The sequence below is a fragment of the Streptomyces sp. NPDC005962 genome, assembly GCF_040629205.1.
In the GTDB taxonomy this organism is placed as follows: Bacteria; Actinomycetota; Actinomycetes; order Streptomycetales; family Streptomycetaceae; genus Streptomyces.
This window is the reverse complement of the sequence record NZ_JBEXVE010000001.1, coordinates 433,543-460,461: the sequence shown is the minus strand read 5'-3', so window position 1 is coordinate 460,461 and position 26,919 is coordinate 433,543. Positions and strand designations below refer to the sequence as shown.

Sequence of the window (26,919 nt, the reverse complement as noted above, 5' to 3'; positions counted from 1 at the left end):
GATCATCGTTCGAAGAAGGATCACGCAGGGGAGACCGACTTGCTGAAGAAGACAACGTGGCTGCCCATCGCTGCGCCCGTTGCCGTAGTGGCCCTGGCGCTCACCGCCTGTTCGTCCCCTGGGAAAAAGAGCCATACCTCCACGTCCACCAAGCACAAGTCCCATTCCCGCTTGAACGGGACACACAAGAACGGCGAGCGCGGGGCGAGTGCGGCGGCGAAGGCCGTGCTGAAACCGGGTCAGTCCGCGTCGCGGGCATTCAAGGAGGACACCGGCGTCAAGCCGTTCTACTCGATCACCGCGCGGCGGATCGACGTCGGAACGGCCGCCGACGCCAAGTCCCTGGCTTCCGACCCGGGGGACGCCCGGGGCAAGGTTCCGGCGACCGGTTATGTGACGTACCGGCATATGAGCGGTGACGTCGTCAAGGAATGGCCGCGGGTCGGCGACTACGCGGACGTGTACGCGGACGGGCGGCGCGGCGCGAAGGTCATCGGCGGCGACGCTCCGAAGGGCTGCGCCGACTCGGACGCCATCAAGAACTGGAAGGACGGCCAGAGTTACACCTTCTGCACGACCTTCCTCATCCCGGCCGATACGAAGCGGCTGGAGCTCGCCTGGGCCGAGATCGGCGACAAGCCGTTCGTCTGGAAGTTCCCCCCGCGCGGCTGAGCCCCCGCCCCGTCGAGCCCCCGAACCACTGAGCCCTCGAACCGCTGAGCCCTCGAACCGCACAGGCCCGGGCTACGCAGACCCGAACTACACAGGCCCGGGCTGCGCGGGGAGGGTGGCGGTGAGGAAGGGCTCCACCGCGCGGCGCCAGCCGTCCGGCTGGTCGTAGTGGACGAGGTGGCCCGCGTCGGCCACCTCCGCGTACTCGCCGCGCGGGAGGACGCGGACCATCTCCTGGGCCTCGGCGCGGCCCAGCTCGCCGTCCAGACCGCGGACGACCAGAGTGGGGCACTCCACCAGGGCCAGCTCCTCCCAGTGGGCGTCATGGGCCCAGACCGCACGGGCCTTCAGCATCTGGCGGCGGGAGAAGACGGGGCGCCAGCCGTCCGAACGCTCGGCCATGATCTCGGCGAAGAAGTCGCCCCGGGCGGGGTTCGGGCGCTCCAGCGACGGATCGTCCTCGCCGAACCACCTGCGGACGTCCGCGAGGGTCGCGAAGGGCACCGGCCAGGACCGGAACCAGTCGGACCATTCGCGCTGCGAGGCGCCGCCGAGCGCCGAGGCCCGCATATCGGAGATGACCAGGGCCCGGACCAGATCGGGGCGGCGGGCGGCGAGCTGCCAGGCCGTCAGGGCGCCCATGGAATGGCCGATGAGGGCCACCGGGCCGAGCCCGAGCTGCTCGACGGCCGCCTCGGCGTCCTCCACATATGTGCCGCGCTCGAACGGTCCGTCGGCGGGCTTCTCGCTGCGGCCGTGGCCGCGCTGGTCGAGGGCGACGGCCCGGTGCCGGGTGGCGAGCCAGCGGGCGGTCTCCGCCCAGTGCGCGGCGCGGCCCATCAGCCCGTGGAGCAGCAGCACTCCGGGGCCGCCGCGCGCTGCCGCGCGGCCTCCGGCCTTGGGCGGGTCCGTGAACTCCCAGGCCGCGAGCCGCGCCCCGGCGGCTCCGGTCACATCGATGCGTCGCACCATGTCGTCCGGCACCTCCATCCCTCTCCCGTGCAACCCCCACCGCCCCACAGTATCGAACTTATATTCGAACAGACCCCAAGTGCCGGGCGACACCCCTCATTCGAGTGACCACGCTCAAGGATTGGCCCCCTCCGCCGAGGGGAGACAGCTAGCGGGAGGCGGACTGCTCGGGGAAGGGAGTCCGCGGGGGCCGACCCTGGGAGCTCGGGGCTCCGGGTCGCTACGGGCCCGGGTCGTGAGGGCCGCGTTCGCGCGGACCGCACGGCCCGGGGCCCACCGGGGGGACATGGGGAAGCGGGGCCCCGGCGCCTCACGGCACCGGGGCCCTCGCGTTCGAACGCCCGCTCGGCATCACTGCCGCTCGCCGGGCCCATAGGAGCCCCCTCCCCTGACCGCGAGCACGCTTGTGCATATGCGTCAGCGACAGGGTTGCACGGGTCGCCCCGGACCGCTCGATTTCCCCGAACTCCGGTCCGGACAAAAACCGTCCCCGCAGGTGGCGCGCCCCAGCGGAGTCGGGGGTGGAGTCGGGGGTGGGGTCAGCGCTTGGCCACGAAGACGTGGGAGGCGATGTCCGCCTCCAGCTCGGCCGCCTCACCGCTGCTGCCCACCAGGACTCCGCCGGGGGACTCCGTCACGCTGACCACCGAGCCCGGCTGGACCCCGGCCCTGCGCAGCGTGTACATCAGCTGGGCGTCCATCTGGATCGGCTCGCCGATCCGGCGCACGACCACCGTCTTGCCCTCGGTGCCGGGGGCCAGCTCCCGCAGGCTCACCATGCTGTCGTCGAGGAACGGGTCGGCCTCGCCCTTCTCGCCCAGCTCCTCCAGGCCCGGGATCGGGTTGCCGTACGGCGACTCGGTGGGGTGGCGCAGCAGCTCCAGGACCCGGCGCTCCACCGCCTCGCTCATCACGTGCTCCCAGCGGCACGCCTCCGCGTGGACCTGCTCCCACTCCAGGCCGATCACGTCGACGAGCAGGCATTCGGCGAGCCGGTGCTTGCGCATCACGCGCGTGGCCAGCCGGCGGCCCTCCTCCGTCAGCTCCAGGTGACGGTCGCCCGCGACCGTGAGCAGCCCGTCGCGCTCCATGCGCGCCACCGTCTGACTGACGGTGGGGCCGCTCTGATCGAGCCGCTCCGCGATCCGGGCGCGCATGGGGACCACGCCCTCCTCCTCGAGTTCGAGGATGGTGCGGAGATACATCTCCGTGGTGTCGATCAGTCCGGACATGCGTGCCCCTTGATGTGTCGTGCGGTGGCCCTGGACCCAATTCTGACGCATCCCACCGACAACGGGGCCGGATCGGCCACTGCCGTAGCGAGGGCGGAGGTGGTATTGACAGCTTCATGATCCACATCGCAACGTGATCCGCGCCACGGGGACGTGGAACCAAGTTAACACCGACACGAAGGGCCTCGGCGATGAGCCAGAGCAAGCCGGCAGGGCGCTTTTTCGACGCCGCCATCGAGCTGCTGCACAAGATGCGGGACGAGGAGGCCGAAAGCATCGCCGCGGCGGGCGGCCTGATCGCCGACGCGATCACCGGCGGCGGCCGGATCTTCCTCTTCGGCGCGGGCCACTCGTCCCTGCCCGCCCAGGACGTCGTCTACCGCGCGGGCGGGCTGGCCCTGATGAACCTGCTCCCGGTGCCGGGGCTGACAGGGGTGGACGTCATGCCCGCTACCCTGGGCAGCGCGCTGGAGCGGGTCGACGGGCTCGCCACGGCCGTCCTGGAGACCGGGCCGCTGCGCGCCGGTGACCTGCTGTTCGTCATCTCGCTGTCCGGGCGGAACACGCTGCCGGTGGAGATGGCGACGGGCGCGCGGGAGCGCGGGGTGACGGTGATCGGCGTGACGTCCGTGGCCTACGCGACGGAGACCACGTCCCGTAACGCCTCGGGCACCTTCCTCAAGGACCACTGCGATCTGGTCCTCGACAACAAGATCCCGGTCGGCGACGCGGAGGTCACGGCGGAGGGCGTCGGGGCGCCGTTCGCCCCCGCGTCGACCGTGGTGACGAGCGCGCTGATGCAGGCCGTGGTGGCGGCGGGGGTGGAGGAGCTGGTGGCCCGCGGCGTACGGCCGCCCCTGCTGCGGTCCGGCAACGTCGACGGGGGCCATGAGTGGAACGGCCAGGTGATGGAGGAATACGGGGACCGGATCTTCTACAGGCGCTGATCTTCCGGCGGGCTTCAATCGGCGGGTTCTACCGGCGGTGATCTTCTGGCGGCGGTGATCTTCTGGCGGCTGTGATCTTCTGACAGCGATGATCTTCTGGCGGAGGGCCTGACCCGGGTCCGGTTCTAACGGGCCAGGTCCACCGCGGCCGCCACCCGGGCCGCGACGTCCTCCGCGTACGCCGTGTCCGCGCGGTCGAAGGGGCGGCGGGCCGGGCCGCGGAGGAAGGTCAGGACGCCCAGGGTGCGGCCGCGGCTGCGCAGCACCGCGCACAGGGCGTGCACCGACCCCTCCGGCCACTTGCGGGCCGCCGCCCACCGGGCCGCCGCCGCCTCGTCCGTACGCGTCGCACTCGCCCGCACCGAACCGCAGCGCTCGGCCGCCTGGAGCGCCGGGTGGCCCTCCAGGTAGGCCACCGGGATGCCGCCCGGGGCGATCGGGGAGCACGGGCCCGCGGCGCCGCCCGGGGTGGCCGCCGCCCGGACGAGCCGGGTCCGCTCGCCCGCCCCGGGCGCGAGCGCGCCCGGCGGGGGCGCACCCGGCGGCACCGACTCGGGGCGCTCCAGGACCAGGTCGATCAGGGCGTGGTCGGCGAAGCCCGCGAGCGCGAAGTCCAGGTGGACCACGGCCGCCTCCATCGGGTCCTCGCACTCGGCCGCGGCCCGGGCCGCCCGGTGGAGCTGGTTGCCGCGGAAGCGCAGCCGGGCGCTCTCCTGTTCATGGTCCTTCAGTCGCGTCACGTCCTGGAAGATCCAGGCCACCCCGAGCGGCACCGGCTCCTCGGTGAGCGGCGAGGCCAGCCGCAGGAAGCCGCTGCGCCAGCAGCGGCGCGCCGGGCCCGCGTCCTCCGGGGGCTCGTCGGCCGCCTCGCGCAGCGTCACCCACAGCTCGGTGGGCGCCGGGGGCGCGCCCTCGGCGAGGACGTACTGGAGGGCGTTCTCGGCCTCCTCCACGCCCTGGTCGAGGAACTCGCCCAGCGGCCGCCCCAGCGCGGCCGTACGGCTCGTGCGCAGGGCCGCCGCCGCGCTGCCGTTGAGGACCGCCACCCGCAGGTCGGCGTCGACGAGGACGACGCACCAGGACGCGTCGTCGAGCAGCGCTTCACTCAGCGCGATCGACCGCTCCAGGTCCAGCTGCGCGTGCACCTCGCTGAACGCGCAGTACACCCCGGCCGGGCGGCCGTCCGCGCCCGGCACCGCGGACGACTGGGTACGGACCAGGACCCGGCCGCCGTCCTTGGTCAGCAGGGCGAATTCGTACACCCGGCGGCCGGTGGCCTCCAGGGCCTCCATCAGCCGGGCCTCGACGTCCGGCGCGTCCTCGGGACGGACCGCCCACCCCGCCAGCCCCTTGCGCCCCACGGCCTCGGCCGTTGACCAGCCGAGGATGCGCTCGGCCTCGCGGTTCCAGTGGGTGACGGTGCCGTCGGCGTCGAACGCGCACAGCGCGGCGTCCATGCCGTCGAGGAGCGCGGCGAGCAGATCGGAGTCGTCCCGGCCCGGGCCGGTCGCGGGCACGGGCGCGCCCGCGGCCGCGGGCTGTGCCGGTACGGGACGCGTGGGACGTGCGGGTTCGGAGCGCTGCGGAGCGGTCACCGGACACCCCCTGCGGGACGTGGTGGACGTGGCTGCCTGTGATGGTGCACGTCGGAACATTGAACTCGAACGTGACGCGCGCCACACCTGATTCGGCGAAATCGTTGCCTCCCGGAAATTCGCTTGTGTGCGCCGCGAGGCCGTTCCTAGGGTGTGGAGCACACGAGAAGGGAGGTGGTTCGGCCGATGTATCAAATCCGGACGCGTGAGGTGACTGCGGGCTAGCAGTCCGTCGTCGCGCTCTGCGCATTCGCCGGACTGGCGCACGCACGTTGTGCGCAACCGGCCAATCCCAAGCAGTCACCCGGCCCGCGGGTCGCCGGTACGTCCGACCGGCCCCCATGGCGTCCTCACCGGCGCCAGGGGAGAGACCCGCGGGCCGTCTGCGTTCCCGGACCCGGCCACGGGGATCACGGCGACAGGCGCTCGATCCGCCACTCCTCCTCGCCGGGCGGGCATACGTACCGCATCCGGTCGTGCAGCCGGTTCTCCCGGCCCTGCCAGAACTCCACCGCCTCCGGCACCACCCGGAACCCGCCCCACTCCGGCGGCACCGGCACCTGCTCCCCCGGCGGATAGCGGTCCGCCAGCTCCGCGTACGCCCGGTCCAGCTCCTCCCGCGAGCCGACCACCGAGGACTGCGCGCTGGCCCACGCGCCCAGCTGCGAGCCGTGCGGACGGGTCCGGAAGTACGCGGCCGTCTCGTCCCGCCCGGTGCGGTGCGCCAGGCCCGTCACGATCACCTGGCGGGCGATCGGGTGCCATGGGAAGAGCAGCGAGACCTGCGGGTTCTCGGCCAGTTCGCGGCCCTTGCGCGAGCCGTAGTTGGTGTAGAACACGAAGCCGCGCTCGTCGAAGCTCTTCATCAGGACCGTACGGGAGCTGGGGCGCCCGGCCGCGTCCGCCGTGGAGACGACCACCGCGTTCGGCTCGTACAGCCCGCTGCCCACCGCCTCCTCGAACCACCGGGTGAACTGCTGGAACGGGGTGCTCCCGAGGGCCGCTTCGTCGATGCCCGCCGCGCGGTAGTGCTCGCGCATGGCGGCCGGGTCGTACGTGTGCGCGGAGTAAGCCGAGGGGGAAGCCGGGGGCTCCGGGTCAACGTGGGACACGCGCATATCTTGCAACATCACCGGTCCCCCGCACGGGGTCCCCCGAAAGAGCGATTCGCCCCTCCCCCGCGCCGGGTATCCATAACCCTCCCCGCGCCGCACAAGCGGTGTGCCACTTCTCACGCGCCCCCGTGACTGGCGCGTCCACCTCGCTGTGGCCGAACATGCGCCTGTCAGCGCCGTGCCCCGGCGCCGGTTCACGCCCCCGCTGGGTGACCACCGCGCACACGGGGCACACCACCGGGTATCCGGTACGGACCGCGAGCCACCGGCCGCGGAACCGTCCCGGGCCGGACGAACCCGATAACCCCGATGACACCGATGACACCGTTCTCCGCCCCGCTGACGTTTCATCCGCACCAGACGTATCCCCGCACCAGCCGCACCAGCCCTGTTCGCCACCCGCCGCCCACATCATGAGGAGCCGCCCGATGTCCGACTTCGTACCCGGACTCGAGGGAGTCGTCGCGTTCGAGACGGAGATCGCCGAACCCGACAAGGAGGGCGGCGCGCTCCGCTACCGCGGCGTCGACATCGAGGACCTGGTGGGCCATGTGTCCTTCGGGAACGTCTGGGGCCTGCTGGTCGACGGCGCCTTCAACCCCGGGCTGCCCGCCGCCGAGCCCTTCCCCATCCCGGTGCACTCCGGCGACGTCCGGGTCGACGTGCAGTCCGCACTGGCCATGCTGGCGCCCGTCTGGGGCCTCAAACCGCTCCTGGACATCGACGAGGCCCAGGCCCGTGACGACCTCGCCCGCGCGGCCGTCATGGCGCTCTCGTACGTCGCCCAGTCGGCGCGCGGGCAGAGCCTGCCGATGGTGCCGCAGCGGGAGATCGACAAGGCCGAGACCATCGTCGAGCGCTTCATGCGCCGCTGGCGCGGCGAGCCCGACCCCAAGCACGTCGCCGCCGTCGACGCGTACTGGACGTCCGCCGCCGAGCACGGCATGAACGCCTCCACCTTCACCGCCCGCGTCATCGCCTCCACCGGCGCCGACGTCGCCGCCGCGCTCTCCGGCGCGGTCGGGGCCATGTCCGGGCCGCTGCACGGGGGCGCGCCCTCGCGGGTGCTCGGGATGATCGAGGAGATCGAGCGCACCGGGGACGCCACCGCGTACGTCAAGAAGGCGCTCGACCGGGGCGAGCGGCTGATGGGCTTCGGGCACCGGGTCTACCGCGCCGAGGACCCGCGGGCGCGGGTGCTGCGGCGCACCGCCAAGGAGCTGGGGGCGCCGCGCTACGAGGTCGCGGAGGCGCTGGAGCGGGCCGCCCTGGAGGAGCTGCACAACCGGCGGCCGGACCGGGTGCTGGCCACCAACGTCGAGTTCTGGGCGGCGATCACGCTGGACTTCGCGGAGGTCCCGGCGCCCATGTTCACGTCCCTGTTCACCTGTGCGCGGACCGCCGGGTGGAGCGCGCACATCCTGGAGCAGAAGCGCACGGGCCGCCTCGTCCGCCCCTCGGCGCGGTACGTGGGGCCGGGCACGCGCGGGCCGCAGCAGATCGAGGGGTACGGGGACATCTCGGCCTAGCGGGTCCGGGGCGGGGCGCTCCCCCGCCCCGGGCTCCTACCGTCCGGCCGCGCCCAGCGCTCCGCCGCCCAGCGCGCCATCGCCCAGCGCCTCGTCACCCAGCGATTCGTCCAGGATGCGCGACCACTGCGCGACCACCCGCTCCCGGCGCGCGCCGTCGTCCGTCAGCAGGTTGGCCAGGCCCAGGCCGCGGGCCATGTCGAGCAGGCCCTGCACCGCCTCCCGGACCCCCGGGACCGTCTCGTCGGCGCCCAGCAGGTCCACCGCCATGCGATGCGTCTCGCGGCCGATACGGGCCTCCAGGACGGTGACCCGGGCGCCCAGCTGGGCCTCGTACGACGCCGCGACCCACAGCTGGAGCGCGGCCCGGAACAGCGGGCCGGTGTACAGGTCGACGAGTTCGGTGACGACCGCCCGTGTACGGGCCGTGCCCGCGCCCGCCGGGGCGAGGGCACGCAGCTCCGCGGAACGCTGCTCCGCGACATGCTCGACCGCGGCCGTGAACAGGTCCTCCCGGGTCGGGAAGTGATGCTGCGCCGCGCCCCGGGACACCCCGGCCCGCTCCGCGACCACCGACACTGTCGACCCCGCCCAGCCGTGCTCGGCGAGGCATGCCACGGCGGCCTCCAGCAGCCGCTGCCGGGTCGCGCGGCTGCGGTCCTGCTTGGGGTCGCGCGGGGGCGTACGGGACGGCGTACGGGGAGACGTACCGGGGCTCACTTCCCGGCCTCCGTCGCGGTGTCCGCCCCGGCAGCCTCCGTCGCCCACACCGGCTCCCGCCGCTCCCGGAACGCCGTCATCCCCTCCCGCGCCTCCGCCGACGCGAACAGCCGCGCCGACAGCTCGGCGAGCGCCTCCCCGTCCCGGTCGAACGCCTGCCGCACCTCGGCCGTCACCAGCCGCTTGGACTCCGCCAGGCCCTGCGGGGAGCCACGGCGCAGACCGTCCAGCACCGGCGAGAGCGCCCGGTCCGCGTCCCCCTCCGGGTCCGCCACCGTCACCAGGCCGATCCGGGCCGCCTCGGCGGCGTCGAACCGTTCCCCGGTGAGGTAGTAGCGGGCCGCCGCGCGGGCGTCCAGCCGGGGCAGCAGCGGCATCGATATGACGGCCGGGGCCAGCCCGAGCCGCGCCTCGGTGAACGCGAAGCTCGCGCCCCGCCCCGCCGCCGAGATGTCGCACGCCCCGAGCAGTCCAAGACCACCGGCCCGCACATGCCCGGTGACCCGCGCGACCACCGGCTTGGGCAGCTCCACGAGGGCGCGCAACAGCGCGACCAGCCCCGACGCACCGGAGACCGCCGGGGGTTCGCGCAGATCGGCGCCCGCGCAGAACGTGTTGCCGGTGTGCGTGAGCAGCACCGCCCGGACCTCCGGGTCCGCCCCGGCCGCCGCCAGGTGGGCCCGCAGCTCGGCGACCAGACGGGCGGAGAGCGCGTTGCGGTTGTGCGGCGAGTCGAGGGTGAGCGTCACGATGCCGCGCTCGCCGGACGAGCGCACCAGAGCCGCGTCGCCGTGGGTGTCGGTCATGGGGTGGTCGAACTCCTTTCCCTGGCGCGCAGTTCGCGCCGCAGGATCTTCCCGGCGGCCGAACGCGGCACGGTGTCCGTGAACTCGACGCGCCGCACCTTCTTGTACGGGGCCACCTGCCCGGCAACGTACGCGATCAGCTCGTCCTCCGAGATCCGGGCACCGGGCCCGCGCACCACGAACGCCTTCGGGATCTCGTTGCCGTCCCCGTCCGTCACGCCGATCACGGCGGCGTCGGCGACGGCCTCGTGCGCGATCAGCACAGCCTCCAGGTCGGCCGGGGCGACCTGATAGCCCTTGTACTTGATCAGCTCCTTCACCCGGTCCACCACGAACAGCCAGCCGTCCGCGTCCACATGGCCGATGTCGCCGGTGTGCAGCCAGCCGTCCGCGTCGACCATGGCCGCCGTGTCGGCGGGCCGCCCCAGATAGCCCTTCATCACCTGCGGGCCCCGGATCAGGATCTCCCCGTCCTCCCCCGGTGCCACGTCCAGCCCCGCATCCGGGCCGTCCGCCATGCCCACGACGCGCATCTCGGTGTTCGGCAGCAGCTTCCCCACGGTCCCCGGCGGAACGTCCTCCGCTTCTCGGGGCACCAGATGGCAGCCCGGCGACAGCTCCGTCATCCCGAACGCCTGCAGCAGCGGCGGTACGCCCAGCCGCCGCGCGCACGCCTCCGCCAGCCGCGCGTCCAGCGGCGCCGCCGAGCACAGCACGTACCGCACCGACGACAGGTCGTGCTCCGCCACCGCCGGATGCTTGGCCAGCGCCAGCACGATCGGCGGCGCCACATACAGCGCCTGCGCCTCGTACCGCTCGATCGCCGTCAGAAACTGGTCCAGATCGAAGCGCGGCAGCACGATCACCGTGCTCCCGGCCCGCAGCGGGGCGTTCATGAGCGCCGTCAGCCCGTACACGTGGAAGAACGGGAGCACCGCGAGCACCCGCTCGCCCGGCCGCGTCGGAACCAGCGCCTCCACCTGCGCCAGGTTGGTCGCCACGCTGCGGTGCGTCAGCATCACGCCCTTCGGGCTGCCCGTCGTCCCCGACGAGTACGGCAGCACCGCCACGTCCTCCGCCGGGTCGATCTCCACCACCGGCTCCGGCTCCGTGCCCTCCAGCATGTCGCGCAGCGAACGGTGCCCGCCCGCCTCGCCCGCCTCGTCGCATACGAAGATCTCCCGCACCCCGCCCGCCCGCTCCGCCGCCTGCCGCGCCACCCCCAGCAGCGGCGACACCGTGACGATCCACGCCGCCGCCGCGTCCCGCAGCTGCCCCGCGAACTCCTCCGCCGTCGCCAGCGGATGCACCGTCGTGACCGCCGCGCCCGTGCGCGTCACCCCGTAGAACGCCATCGGATACCTCACCGAGTTGGGGCTGTGCAGCGCCACCACCTCCCCCTTGCGCACCCCCGCCGCCGCCAGCCCGGCGGCGATCCGGCGTGCGGCGTGGTCCAGCTCGGCGTAGCCGACGCTCTCCCCGCTCACCCCGTCGATCAGCGCCGTACGGTCCCCGAACTCCTTCGCCGCGCGGGCCAGCACCGCGTCGTGAATGGGCAGATCGACGGGCGGGACATCGGGAAACTCGCTGCGCAGCACCATGGCCGCTCCCCTCGGGTCGCTGTGCCTGCCAGTTGCCTTCCCGTCCGTTCTGCCCCGCTCGTCCCGTCGGTACGACCGTCAGTACGACTTCGGCAGCCCCAGCGTCTGATGCGAGACAAAGTTGAGGATCATCTCCCGGCTGACCGGTGCGATCCGTGCCACCCGCGCCGCCGTGATCAGCTTCGCGAGCCCGTACTCCTCCGTCAGGCCGTTCCCGCCGAGCGTGTGCACCGCCTGGTCCACGGCCTTCACGGCCGCCTCCCCGGCCGCGTACTTCGCCATGTTGGCGGCCTCCCCGGCGGCCGCGTCGTCCCCCGCGTCGTACAGATACGCCGCCTTCGCCATCATCAGCCGGGCCAGCTCCACCTCGATGTGCGCCTGAGCGAGGGGATGCGCGATCGCCTGGTGCGCGCCGATCGGCTCCTTCCACACCTGGCGGGTCCGCGCGTAGTCCACCGCCTTCGCCAGCGCGTGACGGCCCATGCCGAGCGCGAACGCCGCCGTCATGATCCGTTCCGGGTTCAGCCCCGCGAACAGCTGCGCGAGACCCGCGTCCTCGTCGCCGACGAGAGCGTCAGCCGGGAGCCGTACGCCGTCCATGACGACCTCGAACTGCTTCTCGTTCGCGGCCAGTTCCATGGGGATGTGGCGGTACGAGAAGCCGGGGGTGCCGCGCGGGACGATGAACAGGCAGGGCTTGAGCTTCCCCGTCCGCGCGTCCTCCGTTCGGCCGACGATCAGGGTGGCGTCGGCGATGTCCACGCCGGAGATGAAGACCTTGCGGCCGGTGAGCACCCATTCGGCGCCCTCGCCTGTGCCCTCGCCTGTGCCCTCGCGGCGGGCGGTGGTGGTGATCCGGTGCGAGTTCGACCCGGCGTCCGGCTCCGTGATGCCGAACGCCATCGTCACGCTGCCGTCCGCCAGACCTGGCAGCCAGCGGGACTTCTGCTCGTCCGTGCCGTACCGGGCGATCACCGTGCCGCAGATGGCGGGCGATACGACGAGCATGAGCAGCGGGCATCCGGCCGTGCCCAGCTCTTCGAGCACGATCGACAGCTCGGCTATGCCGCCCCCGCCACCGCCGTACGCCTCCGGGAGGTTGACGCCGAGGTAGCCGAGCTTGCCCGCCCTGGCCCACAGGTCGGGGGTGGGGGTGTGGAGGTTGTCCCTGCCGAAGGCCGCCACGGCGGTGCGGAGGTCGGCCTGTTCCGGGGTGTCGACGGGAGTGTGCGCCTGGGCCTGGCTCATGTGCGGCTCCGTCCGTTGTCTTCGGTGGCTGCCTCGTCTTGGGCCGTGACGACCGCGAGCAGCGCCCCGACCTCGACCTGACGGCCTTCGGCGGCGTGCAGCGCGGTGAGCACCCCGGCGGTGGGCGAGACGACACGGTGCTCCATCTTCATCGCCTCCAGCCACAGCAGCGGCTGGCCCGCCCGCACTTGGTCGCCCACGGCGACGTCGGCGATCCGCACCACCGTGCCGGGCATGGGGGCCAGCAGGGAGCCCGGTGCGGTGCGGGCGGTGGGGTCGGGGAAGCGGGACAGGGGGATGAGGGTGTGCGCGCCGAGGGACGAGTCGATGTATATACGGTCGCCATGGCGCGAAACGTCGAATTTCCGCCGTATGCCGTCTGCTTCGAGGAGGACGTGACCGGGGTCGGCGCTCAGCAGCCGCAGGTCCGGGAAGCCCTCCGTGACGAGACCGTCGCGGGTGAGCCGGTAGCGGACCTCGTACTCGGTGCCGCCCGGGTCGTCGCGGTACGTCTTGATCTGCGGCTGGGAGGGCACGTTCCGCCAGCCGCCGAGGCGGCCCGCCACGGTCGCGGGCCGATCCGACGCGGCGGCCAGGGCGGCGGCGAGGGCGGCGAGCGCGATGCCGTCGGTGCCGGTCTCGGTGAGTGCGTCGAGGTGGCGTTCGAGGAAGCCGGTGTCCATGCGTCCGGCCTCGAACTCCGGGTGCCGCAGGGCCCGTACCAGCAGGTCGCGGTTGGTGGCCGGGCCGTGGATACGGGCGTGCTCCAGCCCGTGCGCCAGCCGCCGCAGCGCCTCGGCGCGGGTGGGCGCCCAGGCGATGACCTTGGCCAGCAGGGGGTCGTAGTGGACGCCGATGACGTCCCCGTCCGCGATGCCGGAGTCGACGCGCAGGCCCGTGTCCGCGCGCAGTCCCGTGCCGACGCGCAGGCCCATGCCGACGCCCGGTCCCGTGTCCGCGCGCAGGCCCGTGTCCGCGCGCAGGCCTGTGGCAGTGATGTCCAGCCGCCGCATCACGCCCGCCTGCGGCTGCCAGCCCCGCCCCGGGTCCTCCGCGTACAGCCGCGCCTCGACCGCGTGGCCGCTCGGGGACGGGGGTTCGGCGGCCAGGGCTTGGCCCTCCGCCACCCGCAGTTGCAGGGCCACCAGGTCCAGCCCGTAGACCTCCTCCGTCACCGGGTGCTCGACCTGGAGGCGGGTGTTCATCTCCAGGAAGTAGCCACGGCCCGCCGACGAGACCAGGAACTCGACGGTGCCCGCGCCCTCGTACCCGATGGCCCGGGCCGCGTTCACCGCCGACTCCTCCAGCAGACGGCGCAGTCCGTCGCCGAGCCCCGGCGCCGGGGCCTCCTCGACGACCTTCTGGTGGCGGCGCTGGAGCGAGCAGTCGCGGGTGCCGAGGGACCAGACGGTGCCATGGGTGTCGGCCAGCACCTGGACCTCGACGTGGCGGGCGCCCTCGACGTACGGCTCGACGAACACCTCACCGTCCCCGAAGGCGGACGCAGCCTCCGCGCGGGCGGAGGCCAGTTCGTCCGCGAGCGCGGCCGTGTCGCGGACGACGCGCATGCCCCGCCCGCCGCCGCCCGCCGCCGCCTTGACGAGAACGGGCAGGTCGGCGTCGGTGACCCGGTCGGGGTCGAGGGAGTCGAGCAGAGGGACGCCCGCGTCGCGCAGGAGCCGTTTGGCGCGGGTCTTGGACGCCATCGCCCGCATCGCCTCGGGCGGCGGCCCGACCCACAGCAGCCCGGCGTCGCGGACGGCCTGGGCGAAGGCGGGGTCCTCGGAGAGGAAGCCGTAGCCGGGGTGGACGGCGTCGGCGCCCGCCGCCAGGGCGGCTTTCGTCAGCAGGTCGCCGCGCAGGTAGGTGTCGGCGGGGGCGTCGCCCGGCAGGCGTACGGCGGTGTCGGCCTCCCGTACGTGCGGGGCGTCGGCGTCCGCGTCGGAGTGGACGGCGACCGTGGCGATGCCGAGTTCACGGCAGCTGCGGATGACGCGGCGGGCGATCTCGCCACGGTTGGCGACGAGGAGGGAGCGGATCACGGACATCACGGCGGGGTTTTTCCTCACATCCGGAAGACGCCGAAGCCACCGCGCGCCCCCTCGACGGGCGCGGTGTGGAGGGCGGAGAGACAGAGGCCGAGGACGGTGCGGGTGTCGCGCGGGTCGATGACGCCGTCGTCGTACAGCCGCCCGGAGAGGAAGTGCGGCAGCGACTCGGACTCGATCTGCTGCTCGACCATGGCGCGCAGGGCGGCGTCGCCGTCCTCGTCGTAGGGCGCTCCCTTGGCGGCGGCGGACTGGCGGGCGACGATCGACAGCACCCCGGCGAGCTGCTGGGGGCCCATGACGGCGGACTTGGCGCTGGGCCAGGCGAAGAGGAAGCGGGGGTCGTACGCGCGGCCGCACATCCCGTAGTGGCCCGCGCCGTAGGAGGCGCCGATGAGGACGGAGAGGTGGGGGACGCGCGAATTGGAGACCGCGTTGATCATCATGGCGCCGTGCTTGATGATCCCGCCCTGTTCGTAGGCGCGGCCGACCATGTAGCCGGTGGTGTTGTGGAGGAAGAGGAGCGGGATGTCGCGCTGGTTGGCGAGCTGGATGAACTGCGTGGCCTTCTGCGACTCCTCGCTGAACAGCACCCCCTGGGCATTGGCCAGGATCCCCACCGGATAGCCGTGGAGGGTCGCCCAGCCGGTGGCAAGGCTCGCCCCGTACAGCGGCTTGAACTCGTCGAAGTCGGAGCCGTCGACGATGCGGGCGATGACCTCGCGGGGGTCGAAGGGCACCTTGAGGTCGCCGGGGACGATGCCGAGCAGCTCGTCGGCGTCGTACTTCGGCTCCTCGGCCGGGCCCGGATCGGGTTGGGCCTTGCGCCAGTTGAGGCGGGCGACGACGCGGCGCGCCTGGTGGAGGGCGTCGGGCTCGTCGGTGGCGAAGTAGTCGGCGAGCCCGGAGGTGCGGGCGTGCATGTCGGCGCCGCCGAGCGATTCGTCGTCGCTCTCCTCACCGGTGGCCATCTTGACCAGCGGCGGACCGCCGAGGAAGACCTTGGACCGCTCCTTGACCATGATCACGTGGTCGGACATCCCCGGGATGTACGCGCCTCCGGCGGTGGAGTTGCCGAAGACGACCGCGACGGTGGGGATTCCGTCGGCGGACAGCCGCGTGAGATCGCGGAAGATGGCGCCGCCGGGGATGAAGATCTCCTTCTGGGAGGGGAGATCGGCGCCGCCGGACTCGACGAGGCTCACGACCGGGAGACGATTCGTCCGCGCGATCTCATGGGCGCGCAGGATCTTCTTCAGCGTCCACGGATTGCTCGCGCCACCCCGCACGGTCGGGTCGTTGGCGCTGATCAGGCACTCCACGCCGGAGATCACGCCGATGCCGGTGACGACGGACGCGCCGACCGGGTAGTCGCTCCCCCAGGCGGCGAGCGGCGACAGCTCCAGGAATGGCGTATCGGGGTCCAGGAGGAGTTCGACGCGCTCCCGGACCAGCAGCTTGCCGCGCTTGCGGTGGCGCTCGGTGTACTTCTCGCCGCCGCCCGCGAGGGCCTTGGCGTGTTCGGCCTCCAGTGCGGTGACCTTGGCGAGCATCGCCTCGCGGTGGGCCGCGTAGTCGGCGCCTGCGGGGTCGAGCGCGGACGCGAGCACGGTCAAAGCAGTACCTCCGGTATGTCGAGGTGGCGCGAACGCAGCCATTCGCCGACGGCCTTGGCCTGTGGGTCGAAGCGGGCCTGCGCGGCGACGCCCTCGCCGAGCAGGCCGTCGACGGTGAAGTTGAGGGCGCGCAGCTGCGGGAGTTGGTGGCGGGTGACGGTCAGCCCGGCGGTCTCCGGGAGGAGTTCGCGGAGCCGGTCGGGGGTGAGGGTGTGGACCAGCCAGCGCCAGGCGTCGTCGGTACGCACCCAGACGCCGACGTTGGCGCTCCCGCCCTTGTCGCCGCTGCGGGCCCCGGCGACCGCGCCGAGCGGCGCCCGGCGGGTGGGGCCGTTGAGCGGCGGCGGCAGCGGCGGTTCGTCGGTGGGCGTGAGGTGCCGGGTATGCGGGGCCGGGGGGATCGCGGTCCGGGTGCCGTCCGGCAGGACGGCGATGTGCGGAACTGCGTCCTGCGGAATGTACGCCGCCTCGAACACCCCGTACGGCGTGCCCTTGCCGGGCGGCGCGGTGACATGGAACCCGGGGATGCTGGCGAGGGCCAGCTCCACGGCCGCGCCGCTGACCGCCCGCCCCACGGTGTCCGGGTCGCGGTCGCGGACGACGAGCCGCAGCAGGGCGCTCGCCTCCTCCTGCACGGCCGCGTCGGGGTGGTCGGTGCGGGCCAGCGTCCAGCGGACCTCGGCGGGGCGGCGCTCGGCGAGGGCCGCCTCCATCTGGTCGCGTACGAGGGCGGCCTTGGCGTCGATGCCGAGCCCGGTGAGGACGAACACCACCTCGTTGCGGTGCCCGCCGAGCCGGGTCAGCCCGGCCTTCAGCGTCGGCGGCGGTGCCTCGCCCCGTACGCCGTCGATCCGCACCCGGTCGGGGCCGTCCTGGGTGAGCCGTACGGAGTCCAGCCGGGCCGTGACGTCCGGCCCGGGGTAGCGGGCGCCCGCCGTCTCGTACAGCAGCTGGGCGGTCACGGTGCCGACGGTGACGGCGCCGCCGGTGCCGGGGTGCTTGGTGATGACGGCCGACCCGTCCGGGTGGATCTCGGCGAGCGGGAAGCCGGGGCGGCGCAGGTCGTCGATCTCGGTGAAGAACGCGTAGTTGCCGCCGGTCGTCTGCGTCCCGCACTCCAGCACATGCCCGGCGACGACGGCCCCGGCCAGCGCGTCCCAGTCGTCCGCCGCCCACCCGAAGTGCCAGGCGGCGGGGCCGGTGACGAGCGCGGCGTCGGTGACCCGCCCGGTCACCACGACGTCCGCCCCGCCCAGCAGACAAGCGGCGATCCCGCCCCCGCCCAGATACGCGTTGGCGCTGACCACCCCGGGACCCCAGTCCCGCGCCCGGAGCAGATCGTCCCCCTCCACATGCGCGACCCGGCACCCGACCCCGACCCGCTCCGCGAGCGCGCGGATGGCGTCGGCCAGCCCGGCCGGATTCAGCCCGCCCGCGTTGGCGACGATCCGCACGCCCCGCTCGACGGCGAGCCCGAGGGTGTCCTCCAACTGGCGGAGGAAGGTGGCGGCATAGCCCCGCGAGGGGTCCTTGGCGCGGTCCCGGCCGAGGATCAGCATGGTCAACTCGGCGAGGTAGTCCCCGGTCAGGACGGAGAGAGGCCCACCGGCCAGCATCTCGCGCACGGCGTCGAAGCGATCCCCGTAGAACCCGGACGCGTTCCCGATCCGCAGCGGCCCCGACGCGGTCACACGGCACCCCCGCCGGGAGCGGCGCCGTCGCCGGGAGCGGCGCCGTCGCCGGGCGGGATGCCGCCACCGGGCGGGATGCTGCCGGTGGGCGCGGTGCCGCCGGGCGCGGCATCGCCCGTGGGCGCGGCGCCTCCGCCCGGGACAGCGCCCTGCTTAGGCGCGGCGCCACCACCGGGCGCGTCACCTCCGGCATGTGCGACATCGCCACCAGGTGCGGTGCCATCGCCGGGGACAGCACCGCCACCGGGTACGGCGCCTCCGCCCGGGACGGCAACGCCCCCGCCACCGGGCGCGCGCTCGTCAGCAAGCGGGGCGACGGTGCCGGGCGCAGCCGACCCATCAGCCGCGCGCCCGCCCTGTTGCCGCCCGCGCCCCGGGGGGCCGGCGAAGGCCTGGGCGATGCTCAGCCAGTACTCGGCGTCGGGGCCCGCCGCCCGTACCGCCACGTCGTCACGGTGCACGCGCTGGGTCACCAGCAGGCAGAAGTCGAGCGCGGGGCCGGTGACGCGCTGAGGTGCGTCCTCGGGGCCGTACGTCCACACCTCGCCACCCGGCGCGGTGAGTTCGACGCGGAACTCCTCGGCGGGCGGCGCAAGGCCGCGCGCCGCGTAGGCGTAGCCCCGGGCCCGTACGCCGATGCGGGCCACGTGCCGCAGCCGGGCGGTGGGGGTGCGACGCACGCCCAGCGCGTCGGCCACGTCCTGGCCGTGCGCCCAGGTCTCCATCAGCCGGGCGGTGACCATCGACATGACGCTCATCGGCGGCCCGTACCACGGGAGCCGGGCCCCCGGCGGCTGCGCGGCGAGCACCCGCGCCAGCCGCTCCCGCCCCTCCCGCCAGCGCCGCAGCAGCGCGCCGGGCGGATCGGACGCGCCGCGCTCGGCCCCCTCGTCCACGAACCGCTCCGGCGCGGAAAAGGCCTTCCGCACCTCGTCGGCGAACCCCTCGGGGTCCTCGGCCGCCTGCACGGCCCGCGCGTCGGTCCAGGCGAGGTGGGCGATCTGGTGCGCGATGCTCCACCCGACGGCCGGTGTCGGCGTACCCCACGCCTCGACGGACAGCCCGGCCACCAGACCGTCCAACTCCTCGCCCTCGGCACGCAGATCGCCGAGCAGAGCTTCCGTATCGGACACGCGGGACTCCCGGTCGTGATGCGGCGGTGCGGAGCGTCGGGAGTGAGCGTGGCAGCGCGCCACAAAACAATCAAGCGTGCTTGCATGATTTTTGACGCACCGGGGCGACGACCACGGCATAGGCCTGCCACACCCGCGTTAGCCGGAAGTTAGCGGGGCGGCAGTCCTGTTAGCGGGGCGGCAGCCCAGCGGTAGCGGCCTCGACCAGAGTGGTGGTCGTACCGAGGAAACGACACCAACTGCCCCGGGGGGACCCGCAATGAGCTCCAACACCACCGTCCGCACCGCTCGCCGCCGTACCCTGCGCGTCGCCGCCGCGGCCCTGATCGCCGCCGCCGGTCTCAGCCTGACCGCCTGCACCGGCTCGGACACCGCCGCCTCGAAGCCCGCGGCCTCCGCCGAGTCCGCCGCCGGGGCGCAGGGCACCGACGCCAAGGTCGACAACAAGGCGGGCAAGGCGACATCGCCGACCCGCACCCAGAAGCTGGTGGACGGCAGCACGGCCGAGGTCTACAAGCTCGGCGACCTGCACTACCGCCTCAAGATCGTCAACAACGGCGAGAACCTGGCCACGATAGAGGCGAAGGACGGCGACGCCGGGCTCGACGCCAACGGCATGTACGTCGTGCTCACGGCGGGCGGCGAGGTCCGCTCCTGGATGGGCGGCGAGCACCAGGGACCGGGCACGTTCAAGATCGCGGGCGGTTGGACGGCCAAGGTCACGAAGGTCGGCGAACTCCACTACCGCGCGAAGATCATCGGCAACGACGGCGAGGCCGCCACGATCGAGGCCAACCAGAAGGACGCCGGTCTCGACGCCAACGGCAGCTCCATCGTGCTCAGCGCCGGCGGCGTGATCAGCGCCCACGCCTAAACGCCTGCCCCGCCACGGCGGTGGAACTGCCTCGGGCAGCTCCACCGCCGCAGGTGCTCCCTACGGCCACTTCTTCTCGATGCGGTCCTCATAGACGGCATAGATCGCCGCCTCGCCACGTTTCGCGGCACGGTAAATGGCCGCCTGGTGGCCATGGAAGCGCCGCACCTTGTCCACGATCAGCAGATCCTTCTTGCTCAGATAGAACAGTGGCTTGTCGCCGTGGGCGAGGGCGCCGCGCTCATGTGCGCGGTAGCGGATGCGTTCGTCCTGGGTCAGCAGAGCCCACCCCTGGCCCAGTCCGTGAGCGATCCACTCCTCATCCGGAATGTGCTGCCCGTCGTCGGCGTAGACCTCACTGAGGTGGCGGACCAGCCATCCCGCCTCGCGCAGCAGGGCGACCGTACGGCGCCCCAGGGAACGGTCGGCGAGGAACTCAGGCGGCTCGTCGGCGGGCGGTCCGGCAGATCGATTCGACCTGGTCACGTGTCAGCCCGTACTCGTCCGCGACCGCCTCCAACGGCTCCCCGGCCTCCCATAGAGAGACGATCGCGTCCACCTGGACCTTGTTCTCCGCGACGACCGGTGCGCCCCAGCCGAATCGAGGATCGATGATCACGGGGGCGACATCCGGGTATTGCCGCAGGCGGAGCCGGTAGGGATATTGATCGCCGCTGTCCCATGCGATGTAGCGCAAGTAGCCGGTGATGACTTCCCTGATGGGTCGCTGACCGTCCCGTGCACGCGCCAAGTCGCCGTCCGCGTGCTCGACGAAGATATCCACTCCGTCGGTGGCGATCCGCCGGGTGGCCAGCCCGTACTCGTCGCCGAACGCCAAGCGCACCGCCTCGGCCGCCTCGCGGATCTTGGGCATGCTCAGGTAACCGCGCAGCGACCGCAGTACATACGCCTCGACGATCGCGACGAACGGGATCGACGGCCAGCCGCGCTTCACCGGTTGGACGCCGTGCACCAGCGGCGATCCGGCGGCGCTCTCGTGGTGCAGCCAGCGCTGGAGCGTACGGTCGGGAATGTCCAGGTGCCGGGCGGTGTCCTGGACGCTCAGAAGCGCGTCGCTGAAGCGATCCACCATCGCCGATACCCTCCCGTCGCTGACCGTATCCGAACATAGCGCCTGTTCACCCCCACGGTAGGCCGAGCCTCGGACACTAGCGAGGACGGCCTCCCGTGGGCCGCACAGTCAGCTCATCGTTCACCCATACGAGCGTTGCGTGGATCAGAGCAACCGCTCCGCCAGGACTTCGGCGTTCGGCTCGGCGTTGCGCACGGAGGGCAGGAGCTGGTCCTCCGCGCAGGCGACCGAGACGTCGTAATGGCCCGTGGCAGTGGTCTGGCCGACGACCGGGCGGTCGACCTTCGGGGCTGCCCTGGCTGTGGACGGTTCGGCTGAAGCGGGAGCGCGATTCGGCAACCGCCGAATGGCGTCAGCACCAAGTGGTCAGGTCGAATACGGCCTGGCAGTGGTTATCGGAGACCGGTCGATGGAATCGTTCGAGGTCGTGGGACGATGCCAGCGCCGGGAAGATCATGTCGGCGGTCCCACCGCGTGAGTCGACCTTCCCCGCCTCGTCGCGCATACAGAAGTCGAGCCCCCAGACACGCCGGTTTCTGTCCATCTGACGTAGTACCGGGCATACCGCTCATCGACGAGCATGAAGCCGAGGAGGCGCCATTCCACCTCGTCTGCTTCCTCTTCCACGTCTTCAGAAAGGGGCGCCGGGTCGTTCGTCGAACCGAGGGAAAGCAGCGGTAGGTACACGGCATCCGCCAAGGTGAGGGGCGGGGCATCGACGGTATTGAGGAAGTGACGCCGGGCGTCGAGTACAGGCACCGGGAATACTTCGTCGGGGAAGGGCGGACCGAGAGCCTCGCGCTGGCCGATGCACGCGCGTAGTGCGGCGATGAAATTATCGTGGGGGATTTCCTCGCCGTCATCGTCGAGCAGCGGGATCTCCAGGGCGTACGTGGAGCCAAGGTCTTGGCCGTCCCACAAGACGACTCTCGCGCCGCGATCCATCTCTGTCGGTGGGAGCAGCCCCCGCAGCACATGCGAACCCGGCGTCAAGGGGGAGGCCACGAACTCTCGCAGCCTCCCCAGCAGGCTCCCCAGGAGAACGTCGCGCGGCGTCCGGTCGGCGGTGGGGTCGTCCTCAACCACGGTGATCGATCTCCCTGGGAGTGCGAGTCAGACGGTGTTCACGACGTCAGGGCACCGGTTGACGCCCTGGCAGAAGGCGGTGATCGTACCGATCTTGCCCCTGTGTCCCGGCAGCTTGTAACGATGGTCCTCGGTCTGCCAGTGCCACCACGAAATCACCCTTGGTATGCCATGCGTGAGCCGTGACGGATTCATACGTGGTCGCCGTTCGGTCCCGCAGTGGGCTGGCCGCTGCTCCGACCGGCTTCGTCAGCGCTTTCTCCCCGTACAGGCGAGCGAACTCAGCATTGGAGAGAACGACGGCTTTGGACGGTCCCTGATCCACTGTCGCCGCGTGGGCGGAGAGCGGCATCAGAACTGTGGCGGCAAGAGTGATTCCTACGGTCTTACGAGCAAACGTCATGCAGACTTCCCCCTGGACGTTCTCGCGGCACTCTCAGTGGTCGACGGAACAAGCGGAGGAGCGCCAGGTTCCACCGTTCCGTAGGAACCATTGGAACATCAAAGGGCGCTCACCTTTCAACCCCAATTCCTGGGCGTGTCACGGTGGTTGGGGCCCGCCTGTCTCGCGGTGTCTGACACGCACGCCCGCCACGTAGTCGGGGTCGCCCCGGTACAACCCAGTACCGGGACGACCCTCCGCCTTGCCGAGCCTGGGACTAGCGCAGGCGTTCCGCCAGGACCTCGGCGAGGTGGCGGGCGGGCTGGTTGGCCAGTTGGTCGAGTTGGGTGCGGCAGGAGAAGCCGTCGGCCAGGACTTCGGCGTTCTCGTCCGCGTTGCGTACGGCGGGTAGGAGCTGGTCCTCCGCGCAGGCCACAGAGACGTCGTAATGGCCCGCCTCGAAGCCGAAGTTGCCCGCCAGGCCGCAGCAGCCGCCGCTCAGTTCGCCGGTGAGGCCCGCGCGTTCGCGGAGGCGGCGGTCGGCGGCGTCGCCGAGGACGGCGTGCTGGTGGCAGTGGGTCTGGCCGACGACCGGGCGGTCGACCTTGGGGGGCTGCCAGTCGGGGGCGTAGTCCTCCAGGGCTTGGGCGAAGGTGGTGACGGAGTCGGCCAGGCGGGCGGCGCGGGGGTCGTCGTCGCCGAGGAGTTCGGGGAGGTCGGTGCGGAGGGCGGCCGTGCAGCTGGGTTCGAGGCCGACGACGGGCAGACCGGCGTCCAGGGCCGGGGCCATGACGTCCAGGGTGCGCCGCATGACCGCGCGGGCGCGGTCGAGCTGGCCGGTCGAGACCCAGGTCAGGCCGCAGCACACGGGTTTGGGCGGTACGACGACGCGGAGGCCCGCCGCCTCCAGCACCGCGACGGCGGACCGGCCGACGGAGGGGGAAAGGTGGTTGGTGAAGGTGTCGGGCCAGAGGACGACGGTGCGGCCGTCCGCCCCGGCCCCGACCCCGGCACCGGGGTCATCGGTAGCGGCAGCGGCGCCCCTGGCCGCCGTACCGCCCGCGGCAGCGGCGCCCGGCGCGGCCAGCCCGGCGGCGGACCCGGCGCCCCGCCCTGCCTCGCGCGCCGCCTCGCGCACCCGCTCCCGCCACCACCGCGTGAACGGTTCGCGGGCCAGTTCCGGGATGTCGCGTTCCGGGGCGATGCCGCCCGCCCGCTTCGCCAGGGTGGACAGGAAGCCGACGCCCGCGGCCGCGTTGGCCACCGGTGCCGCCCGCAGGAAGGAGGCGGCCCGGAGCCAGACCGGGAGCCAGCCCATCGCGTAGTGGGAGGCGGGGCGCACCCGGCCCTCGTAGTGGTGGTGGAGGAACTCGGCCTTGTACGTGGCCATGTCCACCCCGACCGGGCAGTCGCTGCGGCAACCCTTGCAGGACAGGCACAGGTCGAGCGCGTCCCGGACCTCCTCCGAGCGCCAGCCGTCGCGCACGACCTCGCCCGCGAGCATCTCGTGCAGCAGCCGGGCGCGGCCGCGGGTGGAGTGCTGTTCCTCGCCGGTCGCGCGGTACGAGGGGCACATGACGGAAGCCCCGGACACCGACTCGTTGCGGCACTTGGCCACGCCGACGCAGCGGCGCACGGCGGCCGAGAAGTCGCCGCCGTCGTGCGGGTAGCCGAACTCGACGTCGACCGGGCGGCGCGGCAGGACGTCGAAGCGCAGGTCCTGGTCGAGGCGGCGGGGGCGGGCGAGGACGCCGGGGTTGAGGCCGCCCGCCGGGTCCCACAGGTCCTTGAAGCGGTGGAAGAGCCCGACCATCTCGTCGCCGTACATGCGCGGCAGCAGCTCGGCGCGGGCCAGCCCGTCGCCGTGTTCGCCGGAGAGCGAGCCGCCGTGGGTGACGACGAGGTCGGCGAGGTCGGTCGAGAAGTCGCGGAAGACCCGCACCCCGGCCTCGCGCATCAGGTCGAAGTCGATGCGGACGTGGATGCAGCCGTCGCCGAAGTGCCCGTACGGCGTGCCGCGCAGCCCGTGCTGGTTCAGCAGGGCGCGGAAGTCGCGTAGGTACGCGCCGAGCCGGGCGGGCGGTACCGCGCAGTCCTCCCAGCCGGGCCAGGCCTCGCTGCCGTCGGGCATCCGGGTGGCGGTGCCGGAGGCGTCCTCGCGGACCCGCCACAACGCGCGCTGCCCGGCCGGGTCGGCGACCACGGTGTGGTCGGTGGTGGCGTGCGCGGCGGCGCGCGCTATCTCCTCCGCGCGGGCGTACGCCTCTTCGCGCCCCGCGCCGCCGACCTCGACGAACAGCCAGGCGCCGCCCTTGGGCAGCCCGGAGGCGCCCACGACCAGGTCGGCGGCCATGCCCTCGACGGTGAGCGGCCCGTACGGCAGCAAGGTGTGTGCGGCCTCGGCGGCGGCGGACTCGTCGGGGTAGCCGAGCACGGCGAGGGCCCGGGCGGCGGGCGCCTCGACGAGCCGTACGGTCGCCTCGGTGAGCACGCCGAGCGTGCCCTCGCTGCCGGTGAGGGCGCGGGCCACGTCCGCGTTCTTCTCGGGCAGCAGCTCGTCCAGGGCGTAGCCGGAGATGCGGCGGGGCAGCTCGGGGAAGCCGGTGCGCAGCAGCGCCAGATGGTCACCGGCGAGGGAGCGCATGCCGTCGCGGAGCCGGGCGGGGAGCGTGTCGACGCCCTGGGCGGCGCGGACCCGCTCGCCGCCGTAACTCAGGACGTCCAGCGCGTGGACGTTGTCGGCGGTGGTGCCCCAGGCCACCGAGTGGGAGCCGCACGAGTTGTTGCCGATCATGCCGCCGAGGGTGCAGCGGCTGTGGGTGGACGGGTCGGGGCCGAAGGTCAGGCCGTGGGCGCCGGCGGCGGTCCGCAGCTCGTCGAGGATGACGCCGGGCTGGACGACGGCGGTCCGCGCTTCCGGGTCCAGGGACCGGATGGACCGCATGTGGCGGGTGAAGTCGAGGACGACCCCGAGCCCGGTCGCCTGCCCGGCGATGGACGTCCCCGCGCCGCGCGCCACCACCGGCACCCCGCGGTCCCGGCAGACGGCCAGCGCCGCCGCCACGTCGTCCGCGTCGCGCGGTGCGACGACACCGGTCGGCACGCGCCGGTAGTTCGACGCGTCCATGGTCATCAGGGCCCGGCTCGCCGCGTCGAAGGAGACATCCCCTCGGACGGCCCCGCTCAGCGCCTGTTCCAGCTCGTCTGCCTCGTGCTCAGCCATGCACCCCATGTTCCCTGGTGAGGCTCCCCAAGAGAATGTCCAGATTGTGTTCAGCCGACGTGATCATGGATCACATTGCACGGACCGTGTCATGGCCGCGCCGTCAAGCGGCGTCAACATGAGAGCGCTCACCCTCCCCGTCCGTGGACGGATCGTCTCAGCGACTGGACCCTCCGCCGAATGCCGGGTTCCGACGGATTAGGCTTCGGTCGTGGCTGAGATCCGGATTCCCGAAGACATCAAGCCCGCCGACGGTCGCTTCGGCGCGGGCCCCTCCAAGGTGCGCACCGAGGCGCTCAGCGCCCTCGCGGCGACCGGCAGCTCCCTGCTGGGCACCTCCCACCGGCAGGCCCCGGTCAAGAACCTGGTCGGCACGGTGCGCGACGGCGTGCGCGAACTGTTCCAGCTCCCCGAGGGCTACGAGGTCGTCCTCGGCAACGGCGGCTCCACCGCCTTCTGGGACGTGGCGACGCACGGCCTCATCGACAACAAGTCCCAGCACCTGACCTTCGGCGAGTTCTCGTCGAAGTTCGCGAAGGCGGCCAAGCTCGCGCCGTGGCTGGCCGACCCGACCGTGATCTCCTCCGACCCCGGCACCCACCCGGAGCCGCGGGCCGAGGCGGGCACGGACGTCTACGCCTTCACCCACAACGAGACCTCGACCGGTGTCGCGATGCCCATCCAGCGGGTCGCCGGGGCCGACGACGGATCGCTGGTGCTGGTCGACGCCACGTCCGGCGCGGGCGGTCTGCCCGTGGACATCGCCGAGACGGACGTCTACTACTTCGCGCCGCAGAAGTCCTTCGCCTCGGACGGCGGGCTGTGGATCGGGATCTTCTCCCCCGCGGCCCTGGAGCGCGCGGCCCGTATCCACGGGTCCGGCCGCCATGTGCCGGAGTTCTTCTCGCTGCCGACCGCGATCGACAACTCGCTGAAGAACCAGACGTACAACACCCCGGCGCTCGCGACCCTCTTCCTGCTCAACGACCAGCTGGAGTGGATCAACGGCCAGGGCGGCCTGGACTGGGCCGTGCGGCGCACCGCCACCTCCTCGCGCACCCTGTACGGCTGGGCCGAGGAGTCCAAGGTCGCCACCCCGTTCGTCACCGACCCGGCCAAGCGGTCGCAGGTCATCGGCACGATCGACTTCGACGAGGGGATCGACGCCGCCGCGATCGCCAAGGTGCTGCGCGCCAACGGCATCGTGGACACCGACCCGTACCGGAAGCTGGGCCGCAACCAGCTGCGGGTGGCGATGTTCCCGGCCGTCGACCCGGCCGACGTCGAGGCGCTGACCGCCTGCGTGGACTACGTCATCGAGCACCTGTGAGGCATA

The 26,919-nt window shown here is 72.7% G+C and carries 21 protein-coding genes and 1 pseudogene; 5 read left to right on the top strand and 17 right to left on the bottom strand.

Going from position 1 to position 26,919, the window contains the following annotated elements; genetic code table 11:
• Positions 1 to 171 precede the first annotated feature (171 nt).
• Positions 172 to 672 carry a hypothetical protein gene (locus tag ABZ370_RS02200; protein ID WP_358615200.1) on the top strand — a complete coding sequence of 167 codons (501 nt, stop codon included), beginning with the start codon at positions 172 to 174 and terminating at the stop codon, positions 670 to 672.
• Positions 673 to 759: 87 nt separating this feature from the next.
• On the opposite strand, the gene ABZ370_RS02195 is transcribed toward ABZ370_RS02200, so the two are convergent.
• Positions 760 to 1,644 (bottom strand): alpha/beta hydrolase, encoded by an 885-nt coding sequence (locus tag ABZ370_RS02195; RefSeq protein WP_358615198.1) that lies wholly within the window; start codon positions 1,642 to 1,644, stop codon positions 760 to 762.
• 539 nt (positions 1,645 to 2,183) lie between these two features.
• The gene (locus ABZ370_RS02190; RefSeq protein ID WP_358615196.1) at positions 2,184 to 2,876 is read right to left on the bottom strand and encodes a metal-dependent transcriptional regulator; all 693 of its coding nucleotides are present in this window, start codon (positions 2,874 to 2,876) and stop codon (positions 2,184 to 2,186) included.
• 191 nt (positions 2,877 to 3,067) lie between these two features.
• Between ABZ370_RS02190 and ABZ370_RS02185 the strand changes: the two genes are divergently transcribed.
• Positions 3,068 to 3,823 carry an SIS domain-containing protein gene (locus tag ABZ370_RS02185; RefSeq protein WP_358615194.1) on the top strand — a complete coding sequence of 252 codons (756 nt, stop codon included), beginning with the start codon at positions 3,068 to 3,070 and terminating at the stop codon, positions 3,821 to 3,823.
• Between the two features lie 125 nt (positions 3,824 to 3,948).
• Here ABZ370_RS02185 and ABZ370_RS02180 read toward each other — a convergent pair whose 3' ends face one another.
• Both ABZ370_RS02180 and pdxH read right to left on the bottom strand, forming a co-directional pair.
• Positions 3,949 to 5,478, bottom strand: a complete 1,530-nt coding sequence (locus ABZ370_RS02180) for a PAS domain-containing protein (RefSeq protein ID WP_358615192.1) — start codon at positions 5,476 to 5,478, stop codon at positions 3,949 to 3,951.
• A gap of 350 nt (positions 5,479 to 5,828) precedes the next feature.
• Positions 5,829 to 6,458: a pyridoxamine 5'-phosphate oxidase gene (pdxH, locus tag ABZ370_RS02175; RefSeq protein ID WP_358616028.1), complete on the bottom strand. Its 630-nt coding sequence runs from the start codon at positions 6,456 to 6,458 to the stop codon at positions 5,829 to 5,831.
• Between the two features lie 503 nt (positions 6,459 to 6,961).
• Between pdxH and ABZ370_RS02170 the strand changes: the two genes are divergently transcribed.
• Positions 6,962 to 8,062 carry a citrate synthase 2 gene (locus ABZ370_RS02170; RefSeq protein ID WP_358615190.1) on the top strand — a complete coding sequence of 367 codons (1,101 nt, stop codon included), beginning with the start codon at positions 6,962 to 6,964 and terminating at the stop codon, positions 8,060 to 8,062.
• Positions 8,063 to 8,098: 36 nt separating this feature from the next.
• Here ABZ370_RS02170 and ABZ370_RS02165 read toward each other — a convergent pair whose 3' ends face one another.
• From ABZ370_RS02165 to ABZ370_RS02130, 8 genes and pseudogenes are all read right to left on the bottom strand, one after another.
• Positions 8,099 to 8,782 (bottom strand): TetR/AcrR family transcriptional regulator, encoded by a 684-nt coding sequence (locus ABZ370_RS02165; protein ID WP_358615188.1) that lies wholly within the window; start codon positions 8,780 to 8,782, stop codon positions 8,099 to 8,101.
• Positions 8,779 to 9,588, bottom strand: coding sequence for an enoyl-CoA hydratase family protein (locus ABZ370_RS02160; RefSeq protein WP_358615186.1), 810 nt, complete (start codon positions 9,586 to 9,588; stop codon positions 8,779 to 8,781). Before ABZ370_RS02160 ends, ABZ370_RS02165 begins: the two co-directional genes overlap by 4 nt.
• Positions 9,585 to 11,189, bottom strand: a complete 1,605-nt coding sequence (locus ABZ370_RS02155; RefSeq protein WP_358615184.1) for a 4-coumarate--CoA ligase family protein — start codon at positions 11,187 to 11,189, stop codon at positions 9,585 to 9,587. The genes ABZ370_RS02160 and ABZ370_RS02155 overlap by 4 nt, the downstream gene beginning before the upstream one ends.
• A 78-nt stretch (positions 11,190 to 11,267) precedes the next feature.
• Entirely contained in the window at positions 11,268 to 12,437 is a 1,170-nt protein-coding gene (locus ABZ370_RS02150) for an acyl-CoA dehydrogenase family protein (protein WP_358615182.1), read from the bottom strand.
• Positions 12,434 to 14,485 (bottom strand): biotin carboxylase N-terminal domain-containing protein, encoded by a 2,052-nt coding sequence (locus tag ABZ370_RS02145; protein ID WP_358616025.1) that lies wholly within the window; start codon positions 14,483 to 14,485, stop codon positions 12,434 to 12,436. Before ABZ370_RS02145 ends, ABZ370_RS02150 begins: the two co-directional genes overlap by 4 nt.
• A gap of 17 nt (positions 14,486 to 14,502) precedes the next feature.
• Positions 14,503 to 16,101, bottom strand: coding sequence for a carboxyl transferase domain-containing protein (locus ABZ370_RS02140; RefSeq protein WP_358615180.1), 1,599 nt, complete (start codon positions 16,099 to 16,101; stop codon positions 14,503 to 14,505).
• Positions 16,098 to 17,792: an acyclic terpene utilization AtuA family protein gene (locus tag ABZ370_RS02135; protein ID WP_358615178.1), complete on the bottom strand. Its 1,695-nt coding sequence runs from the start codon at positions 17,790 to 17,792 to the stop codon at positions 16,098 to 16,100. Before ABZ370_RS02135 ends, ABZ370_RS02140 begins: the two co-directional genes overlap by 4 nt.
• Positions 17,793 to 18,142: 350 nt before the next feature.
• Positions 18,143 to 18,925, bottom strand: a pseudogene (locus ABZ370_RS02130) (TIGR03084 family metal-binding protein); the annotation flags it as partial.
• Positions 18,926 to 19,184: 259 nt separating this feature from the next.
• Here ABZ370_RS02130 and ABZ370_RS02125 point away from each other — a divergent pair.
• Positions 19,185 to 19,799 carry a hypothetical protein gene (locus ABZ370_RS02125; RefSeq protein ID WP_358615176.1) on the top strand — a complete coding sequence of 205 codons (615 nt, stop codon included), beginning with the start codon at positions 19,185 to 19,187 and terminating at the stop codon, positions 19,797 to 19,799.
• Between the two features lie 60 nt (positions 19,800 to 19,859).
• On the opposite strand, the gene ABZ370_RS02120 is transcribed toward ABZ370_RS02125, so the two are convergent.
• The 5 genes from ABZ370_RS02120 to ABZ370_RS02100 all read right to left on the bottom strand — a co-directional run bounded on the left by ABZ370_RS02120 (position 19,860) and on the right by ABZ370_RS02100 (position 25,583).
• Positions 19,860 to 20,285: a toxin-antitoxin system, toxin component, PIN family protein gene (locus ABZ370_RS02120; protein WP_358615174.1), complete on the bottom strand. Its 426-nt coding sequence runs from the start codon at positions 20,283 to 20,285 to the stop codon at positions 19,860 to 19,862.
• Complete coding sequence (locus ABZ370_RS02115; protein WP_358615172.1) at positions 20,236 to 20,892, bottom strand: DUF433 domain-containing protein; 657 nt, start codon at positions 20,890 to 20,892, stop codon at positions 20,236 to 20,238. Before ABZ370_RS02115 ends, ABZ370_RS02120 begins: the two co-directional genes overlap by 50 nt.
• Before the next feature lie 144 nt (positions 20,893 to 21,036).
• Positions 21,037 to 21,231 (bottom strand): hypothetical protein, encoded by a 195-nt coding sequence (locus ABZ370_RS02110; RefSeq protein ID WP_358615170.1) that lies wholly within the window; start codon positions 21,229 to 21,231, stop codon positions 21,037 to 21,039.
• A gap of 114 nt (positions 21,232 to 21,345) precedes the next feature.
• Positions 21,346 to 21,978, bottom strand: coding sequence for a hypothetical protein (locus tag ABZ370_RS02105; RefSeq protein ID WP_358615168.1), 633 nt, complete (start codon positions 21,976 to 21,978; stop codon positions 21,346 to 21,348).
• A 659-nt stretch (positions 21,979 to 22,637) separates the two neighbouring features.
• On the bottom strand, positions 22,638 to 25,583 hold the full coding sequence (locus ABZ370_RS02100; RefSeq protein WP_358615166.1) for an FAD-binding and (Fe-S)-binding domain-containing protein: 2,946 nt from the start codon (positions 25,581 to 25,583) through the stop codon (positions 22,638 to 22,640).
• Positions 25,584 to 25,794: 211 nt separating this feature from the next.
• On the opposite strand from ABZ370_RS02100, the gene serC reads away from it, so the two are divergent.
• Positions 25,795 to 26,913, top strand: a complete 1,119-nt coding sequence (serC, locus tag ABZ370_RS02095; protein ID WP_358615164.1) for a phosphoserine transaminase — start codon at positions 25,795 to 25,797, stop codon at positions 26,911 to 26,913.
• The last annotated feature ends 6 nt before the right edge of the window (positions 26,914 to 26,919 follow it).

Bases quoted from the DNA above. Each gene is read 5' to 3' on its own strand.
- ABZ370_RS02125 (WP_358615176.1), top strand. From the start codon at position 19,185: ATGAGCTCCAACACCACCGTCCGCACCGCTCGCCGCCGTACCCTGCGC.
- ABZ370_RS02115 (WP_358615172.1), bottom strand. From the start codon at position 20,892: ATGGTGGATCGCTTCAGCGACGCGCTTCTGAGCGTCCAGGACACCGCC.
- ABZ370_RS02145 (WP_358616025.1), bottom strand. From the start codon at position 14,485: ATGTCCGTGATCCGCTCCCTCCTCGTCGCCAACCGTGGCGAGATCGCC.
- ABZ370_RS02160 (WP_358615186.1), bottom strand. From the start codon at position 9,588: ATGACCGACACCCACGGCGACGCGGCTCTGGTGCGCTCGTCCGGCGAG.
- ABZ370_RS02155 (WP_358615184.1), bottom strand. From the start codon at position 11,189: ATGGTGCTGCGCAGCGAGTTTCCCGATGTCCCGCCCGTCGATCTGCCC.
- ABZ370_RS02190 (WP_358615196.1), bottom strand. From the start codon at position 2,876: ATGTCCGGACTGATCGACACCACGGAGATGTATCTCCGCACCATCCTC.
- pdxH (WP_358616028.1), bottom strand. From the start codon at position 6,458: ATGCGCGAGCACTACCGCGCGGCGGGCATCGACGAAGCGGCCCTCGGG.
- ABZ370_RS02100 (WP_358615166.1), bottom strand. From the start codon at position 25,583: ATGGCTGAGCACGAGGCAGACGAGCTGGAACAGGCGCTGAGCGGGGCC.
- ABZ370_RS02195 (WP_358615198.1), bottom strand. From the start codon at position 1,644: ATGGTGCGACGCATCGATGTGACCGGAGCCGCCGGGGCGCGGCTCGCG.
- ABZ370_RS02185 (WP_358615194.1), top strand. From the start codon at position 3,068: ATGAGCCAGAGCAAGCCGGCAGGGCGCTTTTTCGACGCCGCCATCGAG.
- ABZ370_RS02150 (WP_358615182.1), bottom strand. From the start codon at position 12,437: ATGAGCCAGGCCCAGGCGCACACTCCCGTCGACACCCCGGAACAGGCC.
- ABZ370_RS02170 (WP_358615190.1), top strand. From the start codon at position 6,962: ATGTCCGACTTCGTACCCGGACTCGAGGGAGTCGTCGCGTTCGAGACG.
- ABZ370_RS02180 (WP_358615192.1), bottom strand. From the start codon at position 5,478: ATGTTCCGACGTGCACCATCACAGGCAGCCACGTCCACCACGTCCCGC.